We start from the raw sequence: 25,333 nt of genomic DNA, 5'->3' as shown, positions 1-25,333 counted from the left end.
GCATTTAGTTATGTTCAATCTGAAGAATTCATTTGCTTTTTTAATACTCTTATCATTTTTTGTAGTAGAAGTAAAAGCACAGAGTGGTGGTAGTGGAAACCCACCAAGTAATATTATTAATGGTGGTAATGCTAATAGTAATCCTATTATTACCGCGGTACCCTTTTTAAATATTTCACCTGAAGCAAGAGGTGCAGCAATGGGTGATATGGGTGTGGCGACTTCGCCAGATGTTTCATCATCACATTGGAACCCTTCAAAATATGCTTTCATCGAAGATGATTGGGGTGCATCATTGTCTTACAATCCTTGGCTACAAAAGATTGTTGGCGATATGTCTTTAAGTTATCTTTCAGCTTATAAACGTTTGAATAAGCGTCAGACTGTTGGATTCAGTATGCGTTACTTTGATTTAGGAAGTATTCAGTTTACTGATGACAATGGTAATACATTACAACTATTCAATCCAAGAGAATATTCTTTTGATGGTCATTTTGCGATGCAATTATCTGACCGCTATAGTATGGCCGTTTCAGCACGTTATATCTACAGTAATCTAGCTGGATCATTATCAGGTGGTAATGTAGATAGTAAACCAGCACATGGCTTTGCCGCTGATATCTCTGGTTACTTTAGAAATCCTGATGTTCAAATTGGACAATATTCAGGTGTTTTTGCTTGGGGATGGAATGTATCAAATATTGGTACTAAGATGAATTATAGTGCTAGTTCACAAGAAGATTTTTTACCTACTAACTTAAAGCTAGGTACATCATTGACATTAGATCTTGATGCTTACAATAAATTGACCTTTGGCGTAGATGTGAACAAATTGTTGGTGCCTACACCTGATTCAACTTATGACTTTAGATCAGTAGGTATTCTTGAAGGGATGTTTAATGGTTTGACAAAAGCTCCAGGTGGATTCTCAGAAAAAATGAAAGAATTTATGTGGAGTGTGGGTGCAGAATATTGGTATAACGATATGTTTGCAGCTAGAATGGGTTATTTCTACGAGCATCCAGATAAAGGTGATAGACAATATATGCAATTAGGTTTAGGTATTAAATATCAAGTCGTAACACTAGATTTTGCCTACCTTCTATCATTCAAAAGAAACAATCCTCTTGAGGATACATTACGATTCTCCCTCTCCTTTAACTTTGGGGGGAAGAACTCACTCAAGAAGAAAAAATCATATAATCCAGCAGGAGGTAATGATGTCTTAGATGCAGATGATATCTAATCAACATCAAAAATTAATAAAAGGTGAGGTAAAATAGTTTACCTCACCTTTTTTTTCCATATTAACTGAATCTTCCCAACATGAGTTCAGTAATTCATTAATTGAATTTCTGATAATATTTAAGCATTTCTTTTATTCAAATATGAACCATAGTTTAGATAGAACAATCGCACCTGAATCTTTTCAATTAGTTGATTTTTCTTTACAAAAACCCGAACAATATCAACTCCCGAATTCTTGTAAGGTTTTTGCCATAAAGAATAATGCACAACCTATTTTACATTTCTCAATTGTAATAAAAGGAGGGAAGTTGGTAGAGGATGTGAAGGGAACGGCATTTTTAACTTCAAAAATGATAGGAGAAGGAGTTAAGGGGATGAATAGTGCTCAAATTCATGAGTATCTTGACTCTTATGGAGCTATTATTAATGTATCTAACGACTTGGACTCATTTACCTTAACAGGTCATTGTTTAAAAAGGTATTTTGGAGAAGTGATATCAATGGTGAATAAATACTTGAAAGAGTCTGAATTCTCTGAGGAAGAATTTCGTCATATCGTTCAAGTCGTTGTTCAGCAGAAAAAACTAGCAGAAGAAAAAACGTCATATCTGTCCACTAAGAAATTCAGAGAATCCTTTTATGGAGAAGATCACCCTTTTGGATCTACATTATCAGCTGAACAAATACTTCAATTTTCAATAGATGATGTTCAGAAATACTACAACGATCAAATCATTGGAGCACCTTTTGAAATATTCATATCAGGCGATTTTGATGATTCATGCTTAAAGATTTTAAGTGATCAGTTAGGAAAAATTGAAATTAAAAAAGGAAGTGCTATTTTAAAATATCCTAAGTTTGTCGATAAAATTAATTCGAATGAACTAAAAATATATGACGCAAAGGATGGATCTGTACAATCTAGTATAAGAATAGGTTGCCCAACGTTTACTTTGCCTCATAATGACTTAGAAGCGTTTTCAGTGATGAATGAAATGCTTGGAGGGTATTTTGGGTCTAGATTGATGAAAAACATTAGAGAGGAAAAGGGGCTTACTTACGGAATTCATTCATCGTTTAGAAATGAACAAAATCAAGGGTATTTTTTAATTGCAACTGATGTAAAAAAAGAATTAAGAGAAGTAGCAACAACCGAAATTTATAAAGAAATAGAAAAATTAGGTAACGAACCTATTTCCCAAGAAGAATTAATAACTGTACAAAACTATATGTCAGGTAATTTTATCATGTCTATTAATTCGAATATTTCATTGTTAGAGGTAACAAAAGGTTTATATAAGAAAGGATTGGACTTCGACTACTACGATACATATGTAAGTAGAATTCAGTCTGTAACAACACAGCAAGTTCAAGATATGGTCAAAAAATATTTATTAGGAGATATGTTAGAAGTGGTTGTAGGGTAATACAAACTTCTATAAATAACAAAAGTGGTAGCAAACATGAATTGTTTTCTACCACTTTTTTGTGAGTTGAAGTTTGTGAAGTAATTACCTAGTAGTAATCCGACAATTTGATTGTCGTTGTTAATTGCTTCAAAAAATCTGTGTCTTCTAGTTTAGTACTTTAGTTGAAAGTTTGTCTAACACAGAATAAAAAAATGTTTGTAATGTTAGTCTGTTTGTTTAATAAAGTGTAATAAAAACAGTTAAAGACGTTACTTTTCTTACTCCGTTTTTATGTTGATACAATTCTAATATAATTAATTTTAATAAACAATATTAGTTAACAAATTCAATTACATTTAGTTAAATATTAATAGTACGTATAGGAATAGTGATAAATTAAATAAAAGATAAGTAAAATTACGTGCTTAGATACTCACTCAATAAAAAATTCAATTTCTCTAAAAAAGTTGACATTACTTGATAAACTTACATATGTTTAAATTTTGTTAGAAGGTGTACAAAATGTAACAATAAATGTAAATCAAATTAATTTTTTGAAGAGTTATCACGTTACATAAGGTATCAAAACATCTATTACCTATGTATATTTACATGGGATATATCAATTATTTGATTTTAATATTTATCTTTTATTCAATTTTAAAGTAATCCGAAAAGAATTATGGCTTCATTCGATAAGTTAGATATGGCTACATTATCAGGTAGTTCACTCGCTAATTTTAATAAAATAGAAAAAGACTATACTATTGAACCTCAGTTTAAAAATAAGTTTAACAAGGCGAAATTGATTAGTACTTTATGTTATCCTGTTGAGAAAATAAATCAAAATTTACTTTATGGTAAGGCAGATAGCATAACAATAGATAAAGATCCAGTATTCATTTTAGGTCATTGGAGAAGTGGAACAACACATTTGCATAATTTATTAGCAAAAGATCCTCAGTTTGGATTTGTGAATACTTTTCAAAGTGTGTTTCCTAATGCTTTAATGTTTGGAAAAAATATTTTCACAGCAATGATGAAAATATTTATGCCCAAAGAACGTCCAGCTGATGGATTAAAATTAGATCCAGCTTTTCCACAAGAGGAAGAATTTGCCTTAGGTAATATTCATGATATGAGTTTCTATTATTTTTGGTACTTCCCTCAAGATACACTTAAGATATTTGATAAATTTTTATTAGGTAAAGGTTTGTCTGAGGAAAAGAAACAAAAGTGGAGAGATGAATATTTACGTTTTGCAAAATTAGCTTTGATGCAAACAAAAGGTGAACGTTTTCTTTCTAAGAACCCTCCTCATACGGCAAGAGTTGATGAAATTCTTAAGGTATTTCCGAATGCTAAGTTTATCTATATATATAGAAATCCATATGAAGTTTTTGGTTCTACTTTTAGATTTTTCAAGGGAGTACTTCCTAGTCAGAAATTTCAAGAAATCACTGACGACCAATTATCAGATAATATCTTAAAAGTATTTACAAAGATGTATGATAAATATGAAAGTGATAAATCTTTAATTCCAGAGGGAAATCTTGTTGAAGTGAAGTATGAAGAATTTTCAAAAGATAACATAGGGTATTTATCAGATATTTATCGTGATTTAAATATTGGTGATTTCAATTCTGTAAAACCATTAATGGAAGAGTACTTAAATGGTTTGGGAACGCATAAGAAGCATCAATATAATTTCCCACAAGATGTCATAGACAAAGTGAATGAACACTGGCATTATGCATTTGAAAAGTGGGATTATGAAATGATTAAATAGAGAATAAGTTTTAGAATAAATATATAAAAGTCACTTTAGAAATGAAGTGGCTTTTTTTAATTTGAATGTACCACATTATCTATTGGTACAAGGAATAATTGGTTCATATTATAAAATGAACCGATTTTTTTTTGCCATTACTTTAAGTTAGAAACATGAAATGAAACTGGATTAACAGTATGAAATGAAAAACGATTAACTATGAAAAAACTACTATTTTTTTTAGCAAGCATTATTGTTTCTACACAACTAATGGCTGTGAATTATTACCCAAATGGAGATCAAGAAATCAATTCTTGGACTGAATGGCAAAATACAAGTAATTGGACAAGAGTTGGAGGGGGTACAGGATATCCCATATTAGGTGATAAAGTTATTTTGGGTAACTCAAAGTCTTTAACTATTGATTTCGACCTTCCTACGAATATTGGTGGTGGCATCTACATGGAATTAGAAGCTGATGGAAGATTAATAAATGGAGTGCTTAATATTCTTGGCGATTTAAATATGGAAGAAGCCAATGTTCAAATTGAAATCTATGGCTATTTAGAGATCGAAGACGATATGAATGTTGATAATGGGAACCTATTTCTAAAAAATGGAGGTGAACTCATTGTAAACGATAATTTCACAAGGTTAGATATAGGTAGTGGACAAATAGAGATAGCAGGTGATGGAACAAGGTTAGTGGTTGAGGGGAACTTTTATGATGGTCATTACACTCCTTTAGTATTTAATGCTCCAACAATCGAAATTACAGGTGCTTGTTTTACAAAAGAAGGATCTTTTTGTGATATCAATTTACCAGTAGAATTAGTTTCTTTTGAGGTGAAAAAAGATGGATTTAAAAATATAATCCTATGGAAAACGGCACAAGAAATAAATAATGATTATTTCATTTTATTAAAATCTTATGACAAAATAAACTGGATTGAAATAGAAAGAAAGGAGGGGGCTGGAAATTCAAATACTACTTTGAGCTATTCAGTAGTAGATAGTAATATAGAAGCTTCAGGTAAAATTTATTATCAGCTTATTCAAGTTGATTTTGATGGAACAGAAACAGTATATGGCCCTTTAATGGTATTGGATGGACAAAGTCAAGATATTGTTAAAGTGTACACTTATGGAGATCGTTTTGCTTTTATGCTTGGAGATGAAATAAAAAATATAAAGTATACAGTAATTTCATCCAATGGGGCAATGAGACACTTTGAAGGTTCAGAGAATAATTACTTTGAAATAAGTAAAACAGATCTTTATCAAGGGATCAATATTATACATATTTACTTTGGGGCTAAGATCTATTCAAAAAAGATTTATAATTAATTTCTTCAATTAATAAAGCTAGTATAAATTAACGATTCCAAAAGATAGCTCATGAAGTTTTCATGAGTTGTTTTTTTTTGATACAAAAAAAGGGTGAACCTTTCGGATCACCCTTTATATCTATATCGATTAATTTTAGATCAAACTAAAATTATTTGATTTCGATTTCAGCACCTTCAGCAGCTAATGCATCTTTCAACGCTTCAGCTTCTTCTTTAGAGATACCTTCTTTTACTGGAGCTGGAGCAGAATCAGCTAATTCTTTAGCTTCTTTCAAACCTAAACCAGCAGCTGATTTAAGAGCTTTGACTACTTTCAATTTAGCTGAACCAGCTGACTTCAAGATTACGTCGAATTCAGTTTTTTCTTCAGCAGCAGCACCACCTTCAGCACCACCTGCAACCATTACTGGAGCAGCAGCAGCAGCTGGCTCGATACCATGCTCTTCTTTCAAGATCTCAGCAAGTTCTTGTACTTCCTTAACTGTTAGGTTTACTAACTCTTCTGCGAATTTTTTCAAATCTGCCATTTTTGTAAAATTAAAATGTGTTTTTAAATAAAGTTACGATTTATATATATGGAAGCAACTAGGCGTAACGTTCTAAAGCCATTGTTGCAAGAGGTTGGTTAGAAAGGTCTATATTACTCTCCTTTCTCCTCTAGCGTTTTCAACAAGCCAGATAATGTCTGTCCTGAAGATTGTAAAGCGCTAACAACGTTCTTAGCAGGCGATTGTAACAATCCAAGGATGTCGCCAATAAGCTCTGCTTTTGATTTTACTGCTGTTAATGCTTCTAAGTGTTCACCACCTACGTAAAGACCACCGTCGATTGAAGCTGCCTTCAATGCTGGGATTTTACGATCTTTTGGCATACCCGCTTGGAAGTCCTTAAGAACTTTTGCTGGAGCAGCACCAGATTCTGGTGAGAACAAGATACCTGACATACCCTTAAGAGCACCCTCTTTAAGTTCTGCGTAGTCAGTTTGTGTATCCAATTTGTCAAGAGCTTTCGCAATTAGCGTGTTCTTGACTACTTGATATTCGATACCCTTTGAGAAACAAGCCTTACGGAATGTGTTTACTTCATCAACAGTCATAGTTGCACTGTTTACGATGTAGAAGTAATCACAAGCCGCCAATTTTTGACTTAAGTCCTCAACGAGTTGTACTTTCTGATCTTTTGTCATAATTAGCTATCGATAGAACTCTTCTCAACTTTGATACCAGGACCCATAGTTGTAGAGATCGTTACGCTCTTAAAATATGTACCTTTAGCCGATGAAGGCTTTAACTTAGATAAAGTCTGAATCAACTCAGCTGCATTTTCTTTTAACTGCTCAGCAGTAAAAGATGATTTACCAACTGAAGTATGAATGATACCAGTTTTGTCAACTTTAAAGTCGATTTTACCAGCTTTCACTTCTTTCACAGCTTTACCAACTTCTAATGTTACTGTACCCGCTTTAGGGTTTGGCATTAGACCACGAGGACCTAAAACTCTACCTAAACGACCTACTTTAGCCATTACTGTTGGCATAGTGATGATTACGTCGATATCAGTCCATCCACCTTCGATTTTCTTGATGAATTCGTCTAAACCAGCGTAGTCAGCACCTGCTGCTTTTGCTTCTTCTTCTTTGTCTGGAGTAACTAGAGCAAGAACTCTAACTTCTTTACCTACACCGTGAGGAAGAGTTACCACACCACGAACCATTTGATCCGCTTTACGTGGGTCAACACCTAAACGCACGTCTAAGTCTACAGAAGCGTCGAACTTCTCGAAAGAGATTTCTTTCACAAGTTCTGTAGCTTTCTCCAGCGTGTATTCTTGAGTTCTATCATATTTAGATAGAGCCTCTTTCATTTTTTTTGATACTGCCATGATTAAAAACTAATTCTTGTAAAATTAAGCCTCCCAAGGAGCTGTTCCTTCTACTGTGATACCCATGCTACGAGCTGTACCCGCAACCATTTTCATACCTGATTCAACTGTAGAACAGTTAAGATCTGGTAACTTTGTTTCTGCAATCGTTCTAACTTGATCCCAAGTAACTTTCGCTACTTTTTTACGGTTAGGCTCTGATGAACCTTTTTTAACTTTCGCCGCATCCAGGATTAAGTTTGCCGCAGGAGGAGTTTTGATTACGAATTCAAAAGACTTGTCTTTGTAAATTGTAATTAAAACAGGCAATAATTGCCCACCTTTGTCTTGTGTTCTTGCGTTGAACTGTTTACAGAAATCCATAATGTTCAAACCCTTCGAACCTAACGCAGGACCTACTGGCGGCGACGGATTGGCTGCTCCACCTTTAATTTGAAGCTTCAGGAAACCTTCGATTTCTTTTGCCATTTTACTCTTCTTTTTCTACTTGTTTATAATCGAGTTCTACTGGTGCATTACGACCAAAGATCTTCACCATGACATTGAGTTTTTTCTTCTCTTCGAAGACTTCCTCTACGCTTCCGGAGAATCCAGAGAATGGACCATCCATAACACGTACTGTTTCGCCGACAGAGTAAGACGTATCATGTTTAACTTCGCCTTCGTCCGACTCATCGACTTTGCCTAGGATCTGATTAATCTCTGACTCGCGCATTGGTTTTGGAAGCACTGTCGGATCTTTCGTATCCGCGTTTAGAAATCCAATGACACCAGGAACACTATTAATCGTGTGTTGAACCTCACCGTTTGTTAAATCAGCTTGGACGATAACATAGCCTGGAAGCAAATTTTTCTCAACAGCGATCTTTTTGATCTTACCGTCTCTTTGCTTTCTTGCTTGATATACTTTTTCCGTAGGTACGATAACTTCAGTGATGAAATTTTCAAGCTTTTGATTTTCCAACTCTTTAAGAAGGTAATCTTTCACTTTCTTTTCCTGACCACTTACAGCTCTTACTACATACCATTTAAGGTCACCCATAGCTTTTAAGTTTAATCTGTTGAGGTTTCTTAACTAAATAAATTACTTATATCGCTTTGTAGATAAACTCCAAAGCTGCATTGATTAGTGAATCTGCTCCACCAATCACTAGAGCAAACACCAAAGAAGCAACTAATACTAAGATTGAGCTATCCTTTGCTTCACTGAATGACATCCAAGATACGTTGTCTGTCATTTCTGTGTATGACTCTTTAATAAACTGAATTACTTTATTCATAATTCTTTCGATTTTCACACAAAAAAAGTTGTTGATTTGTAACAACTTTTTCTGATACTAAGTTTTAAAAATGAATTGAACGGCTAAATATAAGAAGTTCAATTTAATTTTGCACGGGCAGTAGGATTCGAACCCACGACCTGCGGTTTTGGAGACCGTAACTCTACCAGCTGAGCTATGCCCGTTTGTCGGTTATTTTCAGTGGTTTATATAATCACCTCGAATTTCCGAGATGCAAAGGTAGATACTTGAAATAAATAAACAAATAAGAATGTGAAATTTTTTCTTAATTCATATTAATATACAGTCACTTAAAGACAATAAATGTATATTGCTACCCATTATTTATATATGTACTGCTAATATCTGTATTAAATTATTCCTTTTTCTTTTTATGAAAAATTTTTTGATTTTAATTTTTGTTACTGGTTTTTTAAACATTTTACATGCTCAAGAAAAAAATCTGAGTGATTGTATCGTTATGAAAGATGGTGTAATAAATATTTTTGCATCATCAACATCTGTGGAAGATTCATTTTTTCAATTGTCAGTGAAGAGAAGTAACAAAACAGTATTTTGGGAAGTCTTTAGAGAAATAGGGGAATTAAAAAGAAAATATGAAATCAATAAACTTCCAGTAGGTATATATAAATTTCAATTTGCATTAGATGGAAAAGCAGTATATGGAGAGGTGTCTAAACTTACCTCTAGTACCACAATGAAAATTTATGATTCAGACATTTCTTATAAAAGACCATTTTTTGAAGTAGCTGTAGAAAGTGATACACTAAAGGTGAATGGCTTTTTTGGAGAAAATGAAGAAGTAAAACTCTCCATGAAAAAAGAATCTGATGACGATGACTCCTATTCTGCACAATTAAAATTGTTAAAAGGAGAGTTAAAGACGCAATACATACTCTCTGATTTTAATCCAGGATTGTATGTAATCCGTGCACAAATTGATGATAGAACGTTTGTAAGAAACTTTGAGATAAAATAATTGATACTTTAATAAGTTAGCTCTCAATTAGTTTACATTCCTTTAGAAAAGTTTTTTGTAGTTTTCTTTGCAGAATTGAATTCATGCTATACCTTTGCACTCGCAATCGGGACAAACGGTCACGATGAAGACAATGAGTGTGAAGAATAAGTAAACATCCGAAGGTATCTGGGAAGGTTCCAGAGCGGTCAAATGGGACGGACTGTAAATCCGTTGCTTCGGCTTCGCAGGTTCGAATCCTGCCCCTCCCACACAATGTTTACTTAATCTGGGAAGGTTCCAGAGCGGTCAAATGGGACGGACTGTAAATCCGTTGCTTCGGCTTCGCAGGTTCGAATCCTGCCCCTCCCACACAACATTGTACGCGGGTGTAGCTCAGTTGGTAGAGCGACAGCCTTCCAAGCTGTAGGTCGCGGGTTCGAGCCTCGTCACCCGCTCAAAGGTCAATCGGAAACGGTTGACCTTTTTGCGTTTCTAAGGGTTATTATTTTAATACGTTTCTATTCCTCTAAAGAAAGGAACAAATAATTTCTATTCTCTTAAACAATCACTTACCGTAATTTTTAAAAAGTATCTGATCGTTTTGTTGGAAATGTCCCTAAAGAACTGTTTTCTTTGTAACATCATGCGGGTGTAGCTCAGTTGGTAGAGCGACAGCCTTCCAAGCTGTAGGTCGCGGGTTCGAGCCTCGTCACCCGCTCGCAGAGGTCAATCAGAAATGGTTGACCTTTTTTTGTGTTTAAGATTTAGTGTCAATTGAGTTGTGGAGACATCACGAGGGGTTACACCGCCTCTTTAACGAAGAAGTAAGGAAAAGGTCTTTATTAAGTTTATTATATTTCTATTGAATTGAATGTTGAGGAAGGGTGGGCCACGAGGGGTTGCACCACCTCGTTTCAAATAACAGATATTTCATTTATCAGATTCAATCCTAAATTTTTACTTTATACCTCTTACTTTTTAAAAATTATCCCCAGGAATAAATTCTTGGGCTTATGATACTCTGTCAATATAGTAAATTTTTGCCCTTAGTTCCTTAGTTCTTAGTTAAAACGAGCGTTAAATTTGCTACCTGCTACCTGCTACCTGCTACCTGCTACCTGCTACCTGCTAACTAATCTCAATAATCTTCCTCCTATACTCCGCTGGCGTCATCCCCATAATCAGTTTAAACTGTCGATGGAAATAAGACATATTCTCATAGCCACAGTCCATGGCTATTTGAGTGATAGGTTCATTGGTTTCTTGTAATTCCTGACAAATACTATGTACTCTAAACTCATTCAAGTACTGAGTGAACGTTTTCTTAAATCTATTTTTAAAGAATTTACAAAACGATGACTTGGTCATACAGCATAATTCTGCCATCTGATCTACCTGTATTGGAGATTGAAAATGATTTTCTATATGATGTATAATCCTATCAACTCGCTTACTTGATTTTTGAAAAGAAGTTTTATCTATAGGTTCGGAAAGAATACTGTAATCTTTCAATTCAGATAATTGATGTAAAACATCGAGAAAAACAATCAACCGAGACATATCAGATAGTTGGTTTAGTGATTTCATTTTCTCCCCAATCTCCTCCGTAATCTTTGACTGCGGAAACATAATGCCTCCATTTGCTTTTTCTAATAGTAAATCAATTTTAGAAAACTCCTTGATGTTTTTTAAGTGATTATTGAACTGATCAGCATTCCATTGTATATATACAGAAGAGGCACCTTGATCATAATTTTTAGCATTCTTCCATGCATGAGGTAAAGAAGGACCTATTAAAACTAGATCTCCAGATTGAAACTGCTGAATACTATTTCCAATATATCTCACTCCACTGCTTTTTAATACATAAGTTAATTCTAACTCGTTATGATAATGCCACGGTGCATTAAAGTGTGTTTCTTCGAATTGAAAAGAGTGAATTGACTCATCTACTTGTTTAGGGATTACTTCTAGTTTTGCTCTCATTTTTTAGTGTATTGTTAGTTCGCTGTTGTTTGTTCTTAGTATTGGACAATATAGTACATAAATCGTAAAATATTGAATTTATTAAACGTAAATATCACACCATAATTTTGTGTTAAACTAAAGCAAAATAGTATGGAAGTGATATGTAGCGGACTCAATGTAGTCGATTTACTTGTTGCCGTACCGAATGAGATTCCTTATGGCGAAAAAACTGAATGTGAAAAGATAATTGTACAAGGCGGGGCACCTGCAGGAAATGCAGCTAGTGGTATTGCCGCTTTAGGACATGATATAAGTTTCTTAGGGTATTTCGGTGATAATACTTTAAGTCAAATAGCCCGAGCCGAACTAAAAAGACATGGGGTGAATCATCAATTATTTATAGAGAAAGAAGGTGCAACACCTGCAATAGCTATAGTTCAAATTGATGATACAGGAGAAAGAACAGTGCTTTATTCTATGAGTAATTATTCATCATTTCAACCTTCAGACTTTAAAGAAGAATGGTTAGAGCAAACAAAATTGATTTTGGTGGATGGGTATGATACAGAGATTAACCTACATCTATTAAGGTTGGGAAAAGAAAAAGGGATCACTACGGTATTAGACATGGAGGCAGCTGAAGAGTCCTTGATGAAAGAAATGGTCGGACTAGCCACACATGCTATACTTCCTTTGACATGTGCTCAAAAACTATCCAAAAAAGATAATATAGAAGACTGTGTCAGAACAATTGCTTCAATAACAGAGGGGCAAGTGGTTGTGACAGATGGAGTGAATGGCTCATATGCATATAATAAAGGCATAATTGTTCATCAACCTTCCTATAAAGTAGAAGTAGTAGATACCACAGGGTGTGGAGACGCATTTCATGCCGCATATGCCTCGGCAGTATTGCAAGGAAAATCATTAAGAGATAGAATGAACTACGGAAGTTTCTTTGCTTCTCAAGTGGCAAAGGTATTTGGAGGTAGAACATCTTTCCCAAGTAGATCATATATGGAAGAAAACCTTCCTTCTTTAGAAGAAACTGTATAAAGCAGACTTCATTCAATCAAAAATAAATTATTAACTCTTTGAATAAACAACAATCATTATGGAAGCAGTAGCAGCAAACCCAATTGAACAAGGAATCGTAAGTGACTTATTTGAAAAGCTTATCCAACCTGCGGCACCTAAAAAAGTAGCAAAGGTCGGTTTGGTAGGTATTGGCCTTGAGGAACATTTTGATTGGGCTTCTATTAAAAAAAATTACAGAGTAGCTCAAGAAAACCTTCAATTGGCTTTACCTAATGAGTATTTTCAATTGACATGCACATCAGAACCTATTCAAACAAAAGAAGATATTTTGGCTTGGCTTCAAAGTCAAGAAAAAGAAGGAGTTGATGCAATTGTAGTGTATCAAGGTTCTTATATAGCAGGCGACTTAGCAGCTACATTGGCTCGTTGGTTGGTGCAACATCTAGTTCCTGTTTTAAGTTGGTCGCATGATGAGGCAACAGGAGGGCGATTAGTGAATAACCGTCTTTGCGGACAGAATTTCTTGCTGAATATTTTAAGCTCAAGTAAGGTGAAATATTCTTGGTTGTTCGAAAACCCAAAATCAGAGAATCTTAAAGAACTAATTATGCCGTTCGCAAAAGCAGTATATGCTAAAGCATCGATGAACCAACGTATGATCGGTATGGTCGGTGGATTTAGAGTACCTGGTTTTTACGATTGTGAATTAAACGAGATTGCTCTTTTAGAACGTTACGGTTTGATAGTAGATCGTGTAGACTTCGAAACGATCTGGAAGCACGGTCAGAAGTTTAAAGAGTCTGATATAGATGAAATCAGAGAAAAGCTATTGTATCATCCGGCTTGTAAATTCAATAATGTTACCCCTGAACAAATTAATAAATCACTTCGTTTGTCGTTGGCGGTTGCAGATTACTCTAGACAGCAAAATTATATTGGTATTGGTTTAAAGAACTGGCCAGAGTTGTTCGATCATTATGGAATCGCTGGTGATGGAGCAGGTGCCTTAATCCAGGATATTGGTATTCCTGTAGCTGATGAATCGGATATGGGTGCATTGCTTACAATGGTTGTGATGAATCAGGTGACTTTAACAGAAGGTCTTCCAACATTAGTTGATTTGTCATTAATTGATCAAGGTAATAACAGAATCGGTTTCTGGCACTGTGGCGGAGCTCCAACAAAATTAATTAATGAACCAACAGGGTTTGAAGTGAGAAACCATAGTATCCTAGAGAATTTCAGTGTTGAAAGCAGCATGGGAATGTTACTTGAGTTTATGCAAAAAACGGGACCAGTAACTATTGCTAAATACCAATACCCTGATGGAGCTAGAGTATTTAACTTCGAAGGTGAAATCTTACCATCAGAAATGGCTTTTAGAGGAAGTTATGCTGAAGTTCGTCCAGAAATTCACGAATCAAAAGATGTGCTTTCGGCTGTATTGAATAATGGATGTGATCATCACTGGATTATTGGTAGAGGACATTTCTTAAAAGATTTGGATACGTTGAACCACTGGTTGGGGGTGAATCAAATTGATATTCCAAAAAGCTTAGATCATCTATACGGTCATAGTTTATAATCAAATAGACATTTAAATAATGGGGCAGCTACTTGATGTTGCCCCGCACATCATCTTATAATTATGGAAAAGAATTTTTCAGAGGATTTCGCGTCATTGCTCGATCTCTTCAAAGCATATAGAAAAACAGAAAGGTGTTTGGCGTCTTTCAATGTAAATGATAATTATGATTTACAGGCAGTCGTTGAAGCAGCCAACGAAATGGATACGCATGTAATGGTCATGACTTATCCTCCAGTTGCCGATTTGATTACACCACAAGTGTTTACAAAAATGGTGGAAGGAGTACGTTTGAATGCCAAAAACAAAGTGTATTTACATTTGGATCATAGTGTTTCGGTTGATCAATGTAAAGCGGCTATCGACTCCGGTTACGATTCTGTAATGATTGATGGATCTCAACAAGCATTGGAGGAAAATATTAAGATGACGAAACAAGTAGTCGCTTATGCAAAGTCTGCTAATGTAGTGGTTGAAGCTGAAATTGGTAAAATCCTAGGTCGTGGTGTTGAAGTGAAATCAGATGATGATTTCTTAGCCTCAGTTTCTGATGTAAAACAATTGTACGAAGAAGCGCAACCTGATATTGTGGCAGTAGGTATTGGTACTGCTCATGGTTTTACTCCTCAAGAACCTAAAATCCACTTTGGTCGATTAGGTGAGATAGCAGAAGCTATTCCTGCTCCTTTAGTATTACACGGCGGTACCGGTATTCCTGATTTAGATATCCAAAAATCAATCACTATGGGTATGAGTAAGATTAATATCGGAACCATAGTGCACACTACTTATATGCAAGAAGCCATGAAGCGAATGAATGAAGCAGGAATGAATGCTTATCCTCCATTTATAATGAAAGAAGTCTTGCCATTAATTAAAGATGTAGTAGTGGATCGTTTAAAAGCAGTGAATTTTCAAAATGAACTTGTAGTCTGAAATAAATATCAGAAACTCTTTTAAAATTGCGACATATAAAAAGGATACCTTGTTGTGGGGTATCCTTTTCATTTATATAAGGTGTACAGTCCTAAAATAACGATACACTAAAACAATCGTTATCATGGAAGAAAATAAAAATCAGTTCATTAAACGTACCCAAAAGGATTATCCAATGTCCTTAAAGCTTCAAATTGTCTCGGAAGTTGAAAACGGTCAACTAGGTCTTAAAGCAGCTCAACGTAAATATGGTATTCAAGGGAATCAAACTGTAAAGATTTGGTTACAAAAATATGGTAACTTTGACTGGAACCATAAAGTAAGTGCCATGAAGAAAAAAACACCTGAACAAGAGTTATTAGAGCTTAAACTTGAGTTGGAAACAGCAAAAAAGAAAATCAAACGATTAGAGGCTGAAGCAGAAAAAGCTGACCATAAATCAATTATTTTCGATATGATGATTGATTTGGCTGAAAAGGAATATAAAATTGATATAAGAAAAAACTCTTCACCCAAGTAGTAGACCATTTCAGAGGTGAGTATTCTAAAGGTGTAGAATATTCAAGTCAATTACTTGGGAAAGACCGTCAAGTGTATTACCGCTCTATTAAGCGAAAAGAAAAAGATCTGAAAATTTCTGAGCAAGTAGTATCACTCGTAGAAAACGTTAGAATAAAGTTACCCAACAGTGGTCATAGAATGTTGTACACTCTACTGTACTCTGATTTGAAATCTCTGGGTGTAGGACGAGATAAATTGCTGCAGATTTTGAAAGCCAATCACTTAGATATAAAACCTAAGAGAGCATATCATGTAACAACAGACTCAGATCATAGATTCAAAACTTATCCAGATTTGGTTGATGGCTTAGAAATTACTAGGCCTGAACAAGTCATGGTAGCTGATATTACATATGTTGGCACAAGAGATAACCCTTGGTATTTAGCTTTAATTACGGATGCTTATTCTAAAAAAATTATGGGATATGACTTATCTAGGTCGTTAGATAAGCAAGGTGCAATTAGGGCATTAAAAATGGCAATAAAACAACGTGAGTATAAGGGGGAAAAGTTAATTCATCACTCAGATAGAGGTGTACAGTATTGCAGCAAAGCTTATCAGAAATTGCTTAGAAAAGCAAAAATTATAACGAGTATGACTGAGACTTATGATCCATATAAAAATGCTATTGCAGAACGCATCAACAGAACCATAAAGCATGATTTTAATCTGAGTAAATATGTTAATTATGAAATAGTCTTTGAAGCATACTTAAAAGAATGTATAAAAACTTATAACTTAGTGCGACCTCATATGTCATGCTATATGAAAACACCAATTCAAATGCATAAAACAAGAGGAAAAAGAAGAAGAACTTACCAAAAGGTAAAGGTAAAAGCAACATAACAAATTTTAGAAACCTTTAATGGTGGAAATATGTTAGGCGAAAAAAAGACCCAATAACTTTTAAATTATTGAGTCTTATATTTAAAATAAATTTAGTAAAAACCTGTATCGTTATTTCAGGACTTTACAAGGTTGTTGATATTTATGCTACTTCAGTATCTTTAGAAGCAAACTTCTCAATTCCATATACTAACACAAAACCAACAATAGCCAACACAATTGCTAAGATCAACTGATTATCACCTTCGAAGTGTTGAGGAAGAATAGACTTCTCAATTAAAGGTTTCGTTTCTCCGTGACGGTCTACATAAGTCTTCAAGATCTGTTTCCAAGGCCATACCTTATTTAAAGAACCAATCATTACTCCCGATAAAAGAGCAATAGTGAAATCGTGATACTTCTTTAATAGGAATGATAATATTCTAGAGAAACTAGTGATACCAATAGCAGCACCCGCTCCAAATACCGCAATTACTTTAATATTTAAGTCTGTAATCGCAGAGATAATCTGATCATATTGTCCCATTAATAGTAACATGAATGAACCAGAAATACCTGGAAGTATCATGGCACAAATAGCAATCATACCGGCGAAGAAGATATAAATCATTCCTTCAGGAGCCTGACTAGGTGTGGCGATGGTGATCCAATACGAAAGAACTGCACCTATAATAATGGCTATGATCGTGGCTACATTCCATTTCTTCACTTGTTTTCCCACAAGCAAAGTAGAAGCGATGATTAATCCAAAGAAGAAAGACCAAAGCCCGATAGGTTCATGAACTAAAAGATATTTCATCAATTTAGCTAGTGAGAATACCGCTGTGCCAATACCTACAAATAATGGAAGTAAGAAATTAAGGTCTAGTTTTTCCCAAAGTTCCTTGATTTTAAATTTCGATAATAGTTTTAATGCTTCAAGGTCGATAGAATTGATTGCATTCAATAATCGCTCATAAATACCCGTAATAAATGCAACTGTTCCTCCAGAAACACCGGGTACTACATCAGCCGCACCCATAGCTAATCCTTTTAAAAAGATAAAAAGTTTTTCTTTCATTGATTTGATCTTCTAATTTGGGGCAAATATAAGGTAGTTCATTTAAATCTATCAGAAATGACACAAAGAAAAGCATCAATTGATATGGGGACCAACACTTTTCAGTTATTAATAGGAGAAGTGGAAGGTCATGATAAGATAAAGAAATTATATACTGAAGATATTTTTGTTCGATTAGGAAAGGGAGGAATCTCCGATGGTTATATTACAGAGAAGGCACAGCAAAGAGCGTTTGATGCACTCGGAAAGTTTCATCAAATAATAAGTGAATATGATGTGGTGTCTATTGAAGTAGCCGCTACAAGTGCAGTAAGAGTAGCTAAGAATGGAGTAGAATTTCGTGAAGCGATTAAATCAAAGTTTAATTTTGATGTAAATATCATTCAAGGAGATGAAGAGGCAGAAGTGATTTATTATGGTGTACGGTCTGACATATCAATAGAAGACACAGCTATTATTATGGATATAGGTGGTGGAAGTACAGAATTTATTATTTGTGATAGCGAAAAAGTGCTTTGGAAAGAAAGTTTTGAAGTGGGAGCACAACGATTATTTGATTCCTTTTGCAAGATAGATCCTATTGCATCATCAGATAAAGAAGCATTATTTGATTATGTAGAGAACAGGTTGATGTCGCTTTGGGATGCCGTCGGAAAATATCAACCAAAGAAAATTATAGGAGCAGCAGGTACTTTCCATACGATTCAAGAAGTTTATGGAGCTTATAATAATGTGTCAGCAAAGGATGTACAAGTGGTAGATAATTCCGATTATGATGAAATGTATGAGAAGTTTGTGGGATGGAATAGAGAAGAACGTTTTAAGATAAAAGGACTTATTCCTCAGAGGGTAGATATGGTCGTTCCGGCTTCTTGTTTACTAAAATGTGTCCTAGATAAATTGTCTTTAGGAAAATTATTTATATCTTCAGCATCTCTAAGAGAAGGTTTGTTACTGAGAACGAAATAAATACCATAAATTCCGACTTTAAATACAATATAAACCCAAATTAAAGCCTAAAATGAAAAAACTTGAATAAATTTTTGATTTAGAAAGGTTTGTTTGCATACTCTTAACAAAGATTTAAAATAGAAAAATATATATTGCAACTTGTTGATTTTTAATGGTTTGTAAGTCGTTTTAATTGCACTGTAATTATCACTTATCCAATAAAAACCTATTTTAACGTATATAAATCTATCTATTTTTTAGTTAGATGTTTGAAGTTTTTGAAAATCAATTTACCTTTGCATCTCGAATAGATACGAGAACCATTTTTTGGTACTCAAAATCTTGCCTTGGGAAGGTTCCAGAGCGGTCAAATGGGACGGACTGTAAATCCGTTGCTTCGGCTTCGCAGGTTCGAATCCTGCCCCTCCCACTATTAACAGACAAAGTTGTCTTCGGATAATGGCGTTTGTTGAGAAAAGTATAGTTAGTTTTCTTCAGATCTCTAATTATACCTTTTAAGGAAAATCGGTAAATCTGCCTAGCTAGATTGCGGTATTCGCATAAGCTGCCGTAGCTCAGGGGTAGAGTACTTCCTTGGTAAGGAAGAGGTCGGGAGTTCAAATCTCCTCGGCAGCTCGATTTTGCTTTCAAAATCTGAAGATTGAAATCTATTAATTGTATATAATTCTTTTTAGAAAAGATGGCTAAGGAAACATTTGACCGTTCGAAACCCCATTTGAACATTGGTACAATCGGTCACGTTGACCACGGTAAAACTACTTTAACTGCGGCAATTTCATCAGTTTTAGCAAACAAAGGTCTTGCTGAACAAAGAGATTTCTCACAAATTGACAACGCTCCAGAAGAAAAAGAACGTGGTATCACGATCAACACTTCACACGTTGAATACCAAACTGAGAACCGTCACTACGCACACGTTGACTGTCCAGGTCACGCCGATTACGTGAAAAACATGGTAACTGGTGCTGCACAAATGGACGGTGCTATCCTTGTAGTTGCTGCTACAGATGGTGCTATGCCTCAAACTAAAGAGCACATCCTATTAGCTCGTCAGGTTGGTGTACCTAAAATCGTTGTGTTCTTGAACAAAGCGGATATGGTAGACGACGAAGAGATGCTTGAGCTAGTTGAAATGGAAGTAGCTGAAGAACTTGAGTCTAAAGGTTATGAGGACGCTGTTATCGTTCGTGGTTCTGCATTAGGTGCATTGAACGGTGAAGATAAGTGGGTAAAAACAGTTGAAGAATTAATGGAAGCTGTTGATACTGAAATTCCTCTACCAGAGCGTGACGTAGACAAGGATTTCTTAATGCCAGTAGAGGACGTATTCTCGATCACAGGTCGTGGTACAGTAGCTACAGGTCGTATTGAGAAAGGTGTTGCTAACACAGGTGACGCAGTTGAAATCATGGGTCTTGGTGACAAATTAACATCAACTATTACTGGTGTTGAGATGTTCCGTAAGATCTTGGATAGAGGTGAAGCTGGTGACAACGTAGGTATCCTTCTTAGAGGTATCGACAAAGCTGACATCAAGCGTGGTATGGTAATCTGTAAGCCAGGTTCTGTAACTCCTCACAAGAAGTTTACTGCTGAGATCTACGTTCTTTCAAAAGAAGAAGGTGGTCGTCACACTCCATTCTTCAAAGGTTACAACCCTCAGTTCTACTTCCGTACAACTGACGTAACTGGTACTATCGCTCTACCTGACGGTGTTGAGATGGTAATGCCTGGTGATAACGTAACTATCACAGTTGATCTTCAAAAGGAAATCGCAATGGAGGAAGGTCTTCGTTTCGCGATCCGTGAAGGTGGACGTACAGTAGGTGCAGGTCAAGTTACTACAATCGTTGAGTAATTGATTCTCAACATTAGTTGAGCACATATATTAAGAGGTTATCTAGCAATAGATAACCTCTTTTTATATTTTACAGGGTTTTAATAAATGCATAAGCATCTTCAGTTTATATGATTTATCGAAAAGTAATAATCAAAAAACTCCTAACTCCTCGTTCCTAATTCCTAACTATAAAAAAATCCCATCAGAAAATACATTCCAATGGGATTCCATATATCAAAGTAAATTACTACCTACTACCTGCTTAAACCTTACTATTCTTTACTCTTTCAAGTTCAAACATTATATCTCTTAACCTCGCTGCTTCTACAAAATCAAGATTACTTGCTGCTTTCTCCATATCTTTCTTCACTTGAGCAAGTTGTTCTTTTATATTAGCAGACTTACTGTTTTCCTGATAAGTTGATGCCTCTTCCGCTGCTTTTGCTTGGCTTTCTTCCTCAGTTTGGTATTCTTTAGTGATTGTTTTTCTATCAGCAACTTGAGTTTGTTCTAAAATAGCATCATGTGATTTTCTTACAGTTGTAGGAGTGATACCATGTTCTACATTATATTCATGCTGCAGTTTACGACGCCTTTTGGTTTCACTAATCGCTTTTTCCATCGATTTAGTCATTTTATCTGCGTACATAATTACTCTACCTTCCGAGTTACGGGCAGCACGACCGATCGTTTGTATCAAAGAGCGTTCATTTCTTAAGAAACCTTCTTTGTCTGCATCCATAATAGCCACCAAAGAAACTTCTGGTAAATCCAATCCCTCTCTCAAGAGATTTACACCAACAAGTACATCGACGATACCCAAACGAAGTTGTCTTAGAATTTCTACTCTATCTAAAGGTTTAATTTCCGAGTGGAGATAAGTCGATTTTACCCCGATATCATCTAGGTATCGGGATAATTCTTCCGCCATTCTCTTGGTCAGCGTGGTAATTAAAATTCTATCCCCCTTTTCGATGGTAGCTGTGACTTCCTCTAATAAATCATCAATTTGATTTAGTGTTGGGCGAACATCAATTTCTGGATCTAAAAGTCCAGTTGGGCGAATGACTTGTTCGGTAATTGCTCCTTCTGTTTTTAGTAATTCGTAATCGCCAGGAGTAGCACTTACATAAATACTCTGACTTACGATACTTTCAAATTCATTAAAAGTAAGTGGTCGGTTGTCTAAAGCTGAAGGTAAACGGAATCCATTATCTACCAACGAAATTTTTCTAGAACGGTCACCTCCCCACATTGCTCGAATTTGAGGTAGAGTAACATGACTTTCGTCGATTACCATTAAGAAATCGTCTGGGAAATAATCAAGGAGACAGAAGGGGCGTTGACCTGGACGTCTTCTATCAAAAAATCTTGAGTAGTTTTCAATACCAGAACAATAACCCAACTCACGGATCATCTCCAAATCGAATTCAGTTCTTTCTTTTATTCTTTTGGATTCTAATACTCTTTGATCTTTTTCGAAATATCTAATCTGTTCTATCATTTCATCTTGAATCTGAACGATAGAATCATTTACTGTGTCTTTGCTTGTAACAAAAAGGTTGGCTGGGAAAATTGTGATACCATCTTCGCGGGATTGCATTTTGCCAGTGATTGGATCGATACGTTGAATTTCTTCAATTTCATCATCCCAATAAATAATACGATAAGCAAAATCTGCATAGGCAGGGTAGATATCAACCGTATCTCCTTTTACTCTGAAATTACCTCGGTTAAATTCCATTTCATTTCTAGAGTAAAGAATATCTACAAAATCGCGAAGTAACTTTTGTCGAGGATATTCAATTCCTGTTCTTAGTTTGAGAACATTTTTTCCGAATTCCTCAGGATTACCGATACCATAGATACAAGAAACAGAAGCAATCACGATCACATCTCTTCTACCTGATAGTAAAGCAGAAGTACAAGCCAATCGAAGCTTTTCAATTTCTTCATTGATCATTAAATCTTTTTCAATGAATGTGTCTGTGGTTTGAATATACGCTTCAGGTTGATAATAATCGTAGTAGGAAATAAAATACTCTACAGCATTTTCAGGAAAGAATTGCTTGAATTCTCCATACAGTTGTGCTGCAAGTGTTTTATTATGACTCAATATTAATGTCGGTCGGCCGGTCTCTTTGATAACATTCGCTATACTGAATGTTTTACCAGAACCCGTCACACCCAAAAGAATTTGAGATTCCTCTCCACTTTCCACTCCCTCTGCTAATTGTTTAATGGCAGCGGGCTGATCACCCATAGGTTTAAAATCGGCTATTAATTTAAAATCCATATTTCGAAAAATAGTAAGCTATAAATATACTAATTTCTTTTCCAATTTGCTCTTTTTGTCTTGGATGAAGTGATTATTCATATAAAAAATAAATGTAGAAATAACACTAATATTAATTGATGTAATTCAGTGATAATCATCACTTAAAAATTTATTGATAAGCTATAAATTGATTTTTATCCAAAGACAACATCAACTAGAACTTAGAAACAACACATACCAATAATAAATTATGATGGAAAATTTAGAATCAGCCCTGCTGCTTTTAGTGGTTGGGATGGGGACTGTATTTACTATTCTAACGATGGTTGTTTTATCCGGTAAGCTAATTATTAACATCACAAACTCTTATTTGCCGGAAGAAATACCAACTAAAAAGTCGATCAATCCAAAAAATGGGCCTTTAGTTTCTCCTCAGATGGTAGCCGTTCTTTCCGCATCGGTTTCAATCGCTACAAAAGGAGAAGGAAGAGTAGTAGAAATTACAAAATCAACGAAGAACAAAATTTAACCTTAACCTAATCAGCATTAAAAATGAGCAGAGAAATTAAATTTTCTTTGGTGTACCGCGATATGTGGCAATCATCAGGGAAATACGTGCCTAGAGTAGATCAATTAACGAAAGTAGCACCTCATATTGTCGATATGGGATGTTTCAGTAGAGTAGAAACCAATGGAGGAGGTTTCGAGCAAATCAATTTATTGTTTGGAGAAAATCCGAATAAAGCGGTAAGAGCTTGGACAAAACCATTTAAAGATGCGGGTATTCAAACGCATATGTTGGAAAGATCATTAAATGGAATTCGGATGAGTCCGTGTTCTGAAGAGTTGCGAAAAATGATTTTCCGCTTGAAGAAAAAGCAAGGGACTGATATCGCGAGATCTTTTTGTGGACTAAATGATCCAAGAAACTTAGAACGCTCTATACGGTTTGCAAAAGAAGGAGGGATGATCGCCCAAGCGAGTTTATCCATTACTTTTTCTCCTGTTCATACTGTTGAATATTATGTGGATTTAGCCAATCATTTAATCGATGTAGGTGCAGATGAAATCTGTATAAAAGATATGGCTGGTATCGGGCGACCAGAATCTTTAGGTAAAATAGTTAAAGGAATAAAAGCTAAAAATCCACAAACTATCATTCAATATCACGCACATTCAGGACCAGGCTTTGCACCTGCTTCTATATTGGAAGTAGCTAGAGCTGGGGTGGAATATATTGATGTCGGAATGGAGCCATTGTCTTGGGGTACAGGGCATGTTGATTTGATTACAGCACATGAAATGCTTAAAGATGCAGGATTCATTGTCCCTGATATCAATATGAATGCTTATATGGAGGTAAGGCGACTCACTCAAGAGTTTATTGATGATTTCCTTGGGCTGTATATCAATCCTAAAAATAGATTTATGAATTCCCTCCTTATCGGGCCGGGTCTTCCTGGTGGAATGATGGGTTCTTTGATGGCCGATTTGGAAAATAATCTAAGTAGTATCAATAAGTGGTTATCTAAAAGAGATCAGCCAACCTTAACTCAAGATGAGTTGTTGATTAAGCTTTTTGATGAAGTGAAATTCATTTGGCCTAAGCTCGGTTATCCGCCACTTGTTACTCCTTATTCTCAATATGTGAAGAATACAGCTTTGATGAATGTGATGCAATTGATTAAAGGTAAGGAACGCTGGACTTTAATTGATGATAATACATGGGATATGTTATTGGGTAAATCGGGTAAACTTCCTGGAGAAGTTGCTGATGAAATCAAAGCACTGGCATATGCCCAAGAAAGACACTTCTTTGATGGGGATCCACAAGAGTTTCATGATAAGCAACTAGGAGATGAACTGGAAAAGGCAAGTGATGAAATGCTGAAAAACAAATGGGAATTTGGGGAAGATAATGAAGAGTTGTTTGAGTTTGCAATGCATCCTGCTCAGTATAGAGCATATAAAAGTGGAGAGGCAAAAGCTGCATTTGTTGACGATGTAGCCAAAAGAAAGTCGAAAACGGAGGATCAGCCTGTGGTAGTATCAAATAATGTGGTTGAAGATAGACCACAACATTTAAACATTACTGTCGATGGGCAATCATTTGATGTAAAGATTGGTTATGGTCAAAAGGAAGTAGGAGATCATCAACAAAAATTAGTACCAGCGAAAGTAGAAGCCACTAAAGAAATTGGGCAATCTGTTCAGGCTCCATTGGAAGGTAAGTTTTTCTTGACGAAGACATCATCTGAAGAGCCAAAGAAGATTGGTGATGAAGTGAAGGAAGGTGATATTATTGGCTATATAGAATCAATGAAAGTTT

General features: G+C 35.3%; 22 protein-coding genes, 7 tRNA genes and 1 pseudogene (1 of these 30 cut by a window edge). 20 read left to right on the top strand and 10 right to left on the bottom strand.

Features of this window, described 5'->3' with window-relative positions:
- Window positions 1–10 precede the first annotated feature (10 nt).
- The 4 genes from porV to KMW28_RS18240 all read left to right on the top strand — a co-directional run bounded on the left by porV (window position 11) and on the right by KMW28_RS18240 (window position 5,775).
- Window positions 11–1,246: a type IX secretion system outer membrane channel protein PorV gene (gene porV / locus KMW28_RS18255; RefSeq protein WP_169666835.1), complete on the top strand. Its 1,236-nt coding sequence runs from the start codon at window positions 11–13 to the stop codon at window positions 1,244–1,246.
- Between the two features lie 142 nt (window positions 1,247–1,388).
- Window positions 1,389–2,675 carry a M16 family metallopeptidase gene (locus KMW28_RS18250; protein WP_169666838.1) on the top strand — a complete coding sequence of 429 codons (1,287 nt, stop codon included), beginning with the start codon at window positions 1,389–1,391 and terminating at the stop codon, window positions 2,673–2,675.
- A gap of 664 nt (window positions 2,676–3,339) precedes the next feature.
- Window positions 3,340–4,446 (top strand): sulfotransferase family protein, encoded by a 1,107-nt coding sequence (locus tag KMW28_RS18245; protein WP_169666840.1) that lies wholly within the window; start codon window positions 3,340–3,342, stop codon window positions 4,444–4,446.
- A gap of 201 nt (window positions 4,447–4,647) precedes the next feature.
- Window positions 4,648–5,775 carry a hypothetical protein gene (locus KMW28_RS18240; protein WP_169666842.1) on the top strand — a complete coding sequence of 376 codons (1,128 nt, stop codon included), beginning with the start codon at window positions 4,648–4,650 and terminating at the stop codon, window positions 5,773–5,775.
- 151 nt (window positions 5,776–5,926) lie between these two features.
- On the opposite strand, the gene rplL is transcribed toward KMW28_RS18240, so the two are convergent.
- From rplL to KMW28_RS18205, 7 genes are all read right to left on the bottom strand, one after another.
- Entirely contained in the window at window positions 5,927–6,304 is a 378-nt protein-coding gene (gene rplL / locus KMW28_RS18235) for a 50S ribosomal protein L7/L12 (RefSeq protein WP_066212123.1), read from the bottom strand.
- Window positions 6,305–6,417: 113 nt separating this feature from the next.
- Window positions 6,418–6,963, bottom strand: coding sequence for a 50S ribosomal protein L10 (gene rplJ, locus KMW28_RS18230; RefSeq protein ID WP_169666844.1), 546 nt, complete (start codon window positions 6,961–6,963; stop codon window positions 6,418–6,420).
- Window positions 6,964–6,965: 2 nt separating this feature from the next.
- Entirely contained in the window at window positions 6,966–7,658 is a 693-nt protein-coding gene (rplA, locus tag KMW28_RS18225; RefSeq protein WP_066212127.1) for a 50S ribosomal protein L1, read from the bottom strand.
- 24 nt (window positions 7,659–7,682) lie between these two features.
- Window positions 7,683–8,126: a 50S ribosomal protein L11 gene (gene rplK, locus KMW28_RS18220; RefSeq protein ID WP_169666846.1), complete on the bottom strand. Its 444-nt coding sequence runs from the start codon at window positions 8,124–8,126 to the stop codon at window positions 7,683–7,685.
- Between the two features lies 1 nt (window position 8,127).
- Window positions 8,128–8,700 (bottom strand): transcription termination/antitermination protein NusG, encoded by a 573-nt coding sequence (gene nusG, locus KMW28_RS18215; RefSeq protein WP_066212131.1) that lies wholly within the window; start codon window positions 8,698–8,700, stop codon window positions 8,128–8,130.
- 46 nt (window positions 8,701–8,746) lie between these two features.
- Window positions 8,747–8,938 (bottom strand): preprotein translocase subunit SecE, encoded by a 192-nt coding sequence (gene secE / locus KMW28_RS18210; protein ID WP_169666862.1) that lies wholly within the window; start codon window positions 8,936–8,938, stop codon window positions 8,747–8,749.
- A 112-nt stretch (window positions 8,939–9,050) separates the two neighbouring features.
- A tRNA-Trp gene (locus tag KMW28_RS18205) sits at window positions 9,051–9,123 on the bottom strand.
- Between the two features lie 296 nt (window positions 9,124–9,419).
- Here KMW28_RS18205 and KMW28_RS18200 point away from each other — a divergent pair.
- The 5 genes from KMW28_RS18200 (at window position 9,420) to KMW28_RS18180 (ending at window position 10,638) form a co-directional block, all read left to right on the top strand.
- Window positions 9,420–9,938, top strand: coding sequence for a hypothetical protein (locus KMW28_RS18200; RefSeq protein WP_169666848.1), 519 nt, complete (start codon window positions 9,420–9,422; stop codon window positions 9,936–9,938).
- Window positions 9,939–10,108: 170 nt separating this feature from the next.
- Window positions 10,109–10,189 (top strand) — tRNA-Tyr (locus KMW28_RS18195).
- Window positions 10,190–10,208: 19 nt separating this feature from the next.
- Window positions 10,209–10,289: transfer RNA gene (locus KMW28_RS18190), tRNA-Tyr, on the top strand.
- Between the two features lie 13 nt (window positions 10,290–10,302).
- A tRNA-Gly gene (locus tag KMW28_RS18185) sits at window positions 10,303–10,375 on the top strand.
- Between the two features lie 190 nt (window positions 10,376–10,565).
- Window positions 10,566–10,638: transfer RNA gene (locus KMW28_RS18180), tRNA-Gly, on the top strand.
- A 410-nt stretch (window positions 10,639–11,048) separates the two neighbouring features.
- Here the strand turns inward: KMW28_RS18180 and KMW28_RS18175 are convergent.
- On the bottom strand, window positions 11,049–11,906 hold the full coding sequence (locus KMW28_RS18175; RefSeq protein ID WP_169666850.1) for an AraC family transcriptional regulator: 858 nt from the start codon (window positions 11,904–11,906) through the stop codon (window positions 11,049–11,051).
- A gap of 132 nt (window positions 11,907–12,038) precedes the next feature.
- Between KMW28_RS18175 and KMW28_RS18170 the strand changes: the two genes are divergently transcribed.
- The 5 genes and pseudogenes from KMW28_RS18170 to KMW28_RS18150 form a co-directional block, all read left to right on the top strand.
- Window positions 12,039–12,944: a carbohydrate kinase family protein gene (locus tag KMW28_RS18170; protein WP_169666852.1), complete on the top strand. Its 906-nt coding sequence runs from the start codon at window positions 12,039–12,041 to the stop codon at window positions 12,942–12,944.
- Window positions 12,945–13,002: 58 nt separating this feature from the next.
- Complete coding sequence (locus KMW28_RS18165) at window positions 13,003–14,511, top strand: L-fucose/L-arabinose isomerase family protein (protein WP_169666854.1); 1,509 nt, start codon at window positions 13,003–13,005, stop codon at window positions 14,509–14,511.
- A gap of 63 nt (window positions 14,512–14,574) precedes the next feature.
- The gene (locus KMW28_RS18160; protein ID WP_169666856.1) at window positions 14,575–15,447 is read left to right on the top strand and encodes a class II fructose-bisphosphate aldolase; all 873 of its coding nucleotides are present in this window, start codon (window positions 14,575–14,577) and stop codon (window positions 15,445–15,447) included.
- A gap of 124 nt (window positions 15,448–15,571) precedes the next feature.
- Entirely contained in the window at window positions 15,572–15,967 is a 396-nt protein-coding gene (locus KMW28_RS18155; protein ID WP_205958251.1) for a transposase, read from the top strand.
- A 41-nt stretch (window positions 15,968–16,008) separates the two neighbouring features.
- A pseudogene (locus KMW28_RS18150) lies at window positions 16,009–16,854 on the top strand (IS3 family transposase); the annotation flags it as partial.
- A 142-nt stretch (window positions 16,855–16,996) separates the two neighbouring features.
- Here the strand turns inward: KMW28_RS18150 and KMW28_RS18145 are convergent.
- On the bottom strand, window positions 16,997–17,914 hold the full coding sequence (locus KMW28_RS18145; protein WP_169667297.1) for a DUF368 domain-containing protein: 918 nt from the start codon (window positions 17,912–17,914) through the stop codon (window positions 16,997–16,999).
- A 57-nt stretch (window positions 17,915–17,971) separates the two neighbouring features.
- Here KMW28_RS18145 and KMW28_RS18140 point away from each other — a divergent pair, with 57 nt between their 5' ends.
- The 4 genes from KMW28_RS18140 to tuf all read left to right on the top strand — a co-directional run bounded on the left by KMW28_RS18140 (window position 17,972) and on the right by tuf (window position 20,744).
- Window positions 17,972–18,883 (top strand): Ppx/GppA phosphatase family protein, encoded by a 912-nt coding sequence (locus tag KMW28_RS18140; protein WP_169667296.1) that lies wholly within the window; start codon window positions 17,972–17,974, stop codon window positions 18,881–18,883.
- A gap of 331 nt (window positions 18,884–19,214) precedes the next feature.
- A tRNA-Tyr gene (locus tag KMW28_RS18135) sits at window positions 19,215–19,295 on the top strand.
- Between the two features lie 134 nt (window positions 19,296–19,429).
- Window positions 19,430–19,501, top strand: a tRNA-Thr gene (locus tag KMW28_RS18130).
- A 64-nt stretch (window positions 19,502–19,565) separates the two neighbouring features.
- Complete coding sequence (gene tuf, locus KMW28_RS18125) at window positions 19,566–20,744, top strand: elongation factor Tu (RefSeq protein ID WP_169667294.1); 1,179 nt, start codon at window positions 19,566–19,568, stop codon at window positions 20,742–20,744.
- A 244-nt stretch (window positions 20,745–20,988) separates the two neighbouring features.
- Here tuf and uvrB read toward each other — a convergent pair whose 3' ends face one another.
- Window positions 20,989–23,022 carry an excinuclease ABC subunit UvrB gene (gene uvrB, locus KMW28_RS18120; protein ID WP_169667292.1) on the bottom strand — a complete coding sequence of 678 codons (2,034 nt, stop codon included), beginning with the start codon at window positions 23,020–23,022 and terminating at the stop codon, window positions 20,989–20,991.
- A gap of 232 nt (window positions 23,023–23,254) precedes the next feature.
- Between uvrB and KMW28_RS18115 the strand changes: the two genes are divergently transcribed.
- Both KMW28_RS18115 and KMW28_RS18110 read left to right on the top strand, forming a co-directional pair.
- On the top strand, window positions 23,255–23,533 hold the full coding sequence (locus KMW28_RS18115) for an OadG family protein (RefSeq protein ID WP_215585761.1): 279 nt from the start codon (window positions 23,255–23,257) through the stop codon (window positions 23,531–23,533).
- Window positions 23,534–23,556: 23 nt separating this feature from the next.
- Window positions 23,557–25,333 carry the 5' portion of a biotin/lipoyl-containing protein gene (locus KMW28_RS18110; protein WP_169667290.1) on the top strand. It continues 101 nt past the right edge of the window, so only the first 1,777 of its 1,878 coding nucleotides appear in the window; it begins with the start codon at window positions 23,557–23,559; its stop codon lies off the right edge, out of view.

This window comes from Flammeovirga yaeyamensis (genome assembly GCF_018736045.1).
GTDB classification, from domain to species: Bacteria; Bacteroidota; Bacteroidia; order Cytophagales; family Flammeovirgaceae; genus Flammeovirga; species Flammeovirga yaeyamensis.
The sequence above is the reverse complement of the archived record's forward strand: the minus strand, read 5'-3'. Positions and strand labels throughout refer to the sequence as shown.

Coding starts and splice junctions, on each gene's coding strand:
- porV (WP_169666835.1), top strand. CDS start 11: ATGTTCAATCTGAAGAATTCATTTGCTTTTTTAATACTCTTATCATTT.
- KMW28_RS18250 (WP_169666838.1), top strand. CDS start 1,389: ATGAACCATAGTTTAGATAGAACAATCGCACCTGAATCTTTTCAATTA.
- KMW28_RS18245 (WP_169666840.1), top strand. CDS start 3,340: ATGGCTTCATTCGATAAGTTAGATATGGCTACATTATCAGGTAGTTCA.
- KMW28_RS18240 (WP_169666842.1), top strand. CDS start 4,648: ATGAAAAAACTACTATTTTTTTTAGCAAGCATTATTGTTTCTACACAA.
- rplL (WP_066212123.1), bottom strand. CDS start 6,304: ATGGCAGATTTGAAAAAATTCGCAGAAGAGTTAGTAAACCTAACAGTT.
- rplJ (WP_169666844.1), bottom strand. CDS start 6,963: ATGACAAAAGATCAGAAAGTACAACTCGTTGAGGACTTAAGTCAAAAA.
- rplA (WP_066212127.1), bottom strand. CDS start 7,658: ATGGCAGTATCAAAAAAAATGAAAGAGGCTCTATCTAAATATGATAGA.
- rplK (WP_169666846.1), bottom strand. CDS start 8,126: ATGGCAAAAGAAATCGAAGGTTTCCTGAAGCTTCAAATTAAAGGTGGA.
- nusG (WP_066212131.1), bottom strand. CDS start 8,700: ATGGGTGACCTTAAATGGTATGTAGTAAGAGCTGTAAGTGGTCAGGAA.
- secE (WP_169666862.1), bottom strand. CDS start 8,938: ATGAATAAAGTAATTCAGTTTATTAAAGAGTCATACACAGAAATGACA.
- KMW28_RS18200 (WP_169666848.1), top strand. CDS start 9,420: ATGAAAGATGGTGTAATAAATATTTTTGCATCATCAACATCTGTGGAA.
- KMW28_RS18175 (WP_169666850.1), bottom strand. CDS start 11,906: ATGAGAGCAAAACTAGAAGTAATCCCTAAACAAGTAGATGAGTCAATT.
- KMW28_RS18170 (WP_169666852.1), top strand. CDS start 12,039: ATGGAAGTGATATGTAGCGGACTCAATGTAGTCGATTTACTTGTTGCC.
- KMW28_RS18165 (WP_169666854.1), top strand. CDS start 13,003: ATGGAAGCAGTAGCAGCAAACCCAATTGAACAAGGAATCGTAAGTGAC.
- KMW28_RS18160 (WP_169666856.1), top strand. CDS start 14,575: ATGGAAAAGAATTTTTCAGAGGATTTCGCGTCATTGCTCGATCTCTTC.
- KMW28_RS18155 (WP_205958251.1), top strand. CDS start 15,572: ATGGAAGAAAATAAAAATCAGTTCATTAAACGTACCCAAAAGGATTAT.
- KMW28_RS18145 (WP_169667297.1), bottom strand. CDS start 17,914: ATGAAAGAAAAACTTTTTATCTTTTTAAAAGGATTAGCTATGGGTGCG.
- KMW28_RS18140 (WP_169667296.1), top strand. CDS start 17,972: ATGACACAAAGAAAAGCATCAATTGATATGGGGACCAACACTTTTCAG.
- tuf (WP_169667294.1), top strand. CDS start 19,566: ATGGCTAAGGAAACATTTGACCGTTCGAAACCCCATTTGAACATTGGT.
- uvrB (WP_169667292.1), bottom strand. CDS start 23,022: ATGGATTTTAAATTAATAGCCGATTTTAAACCTATGGGTGATCAGCCC.
- KMW28_RS18115 (WP_215585761.1), top strand. CDS start 23,255: ATGATGGAAAATTTAGAATCAGCCCTGCTGCTTTTAGTGGTTGGGATG.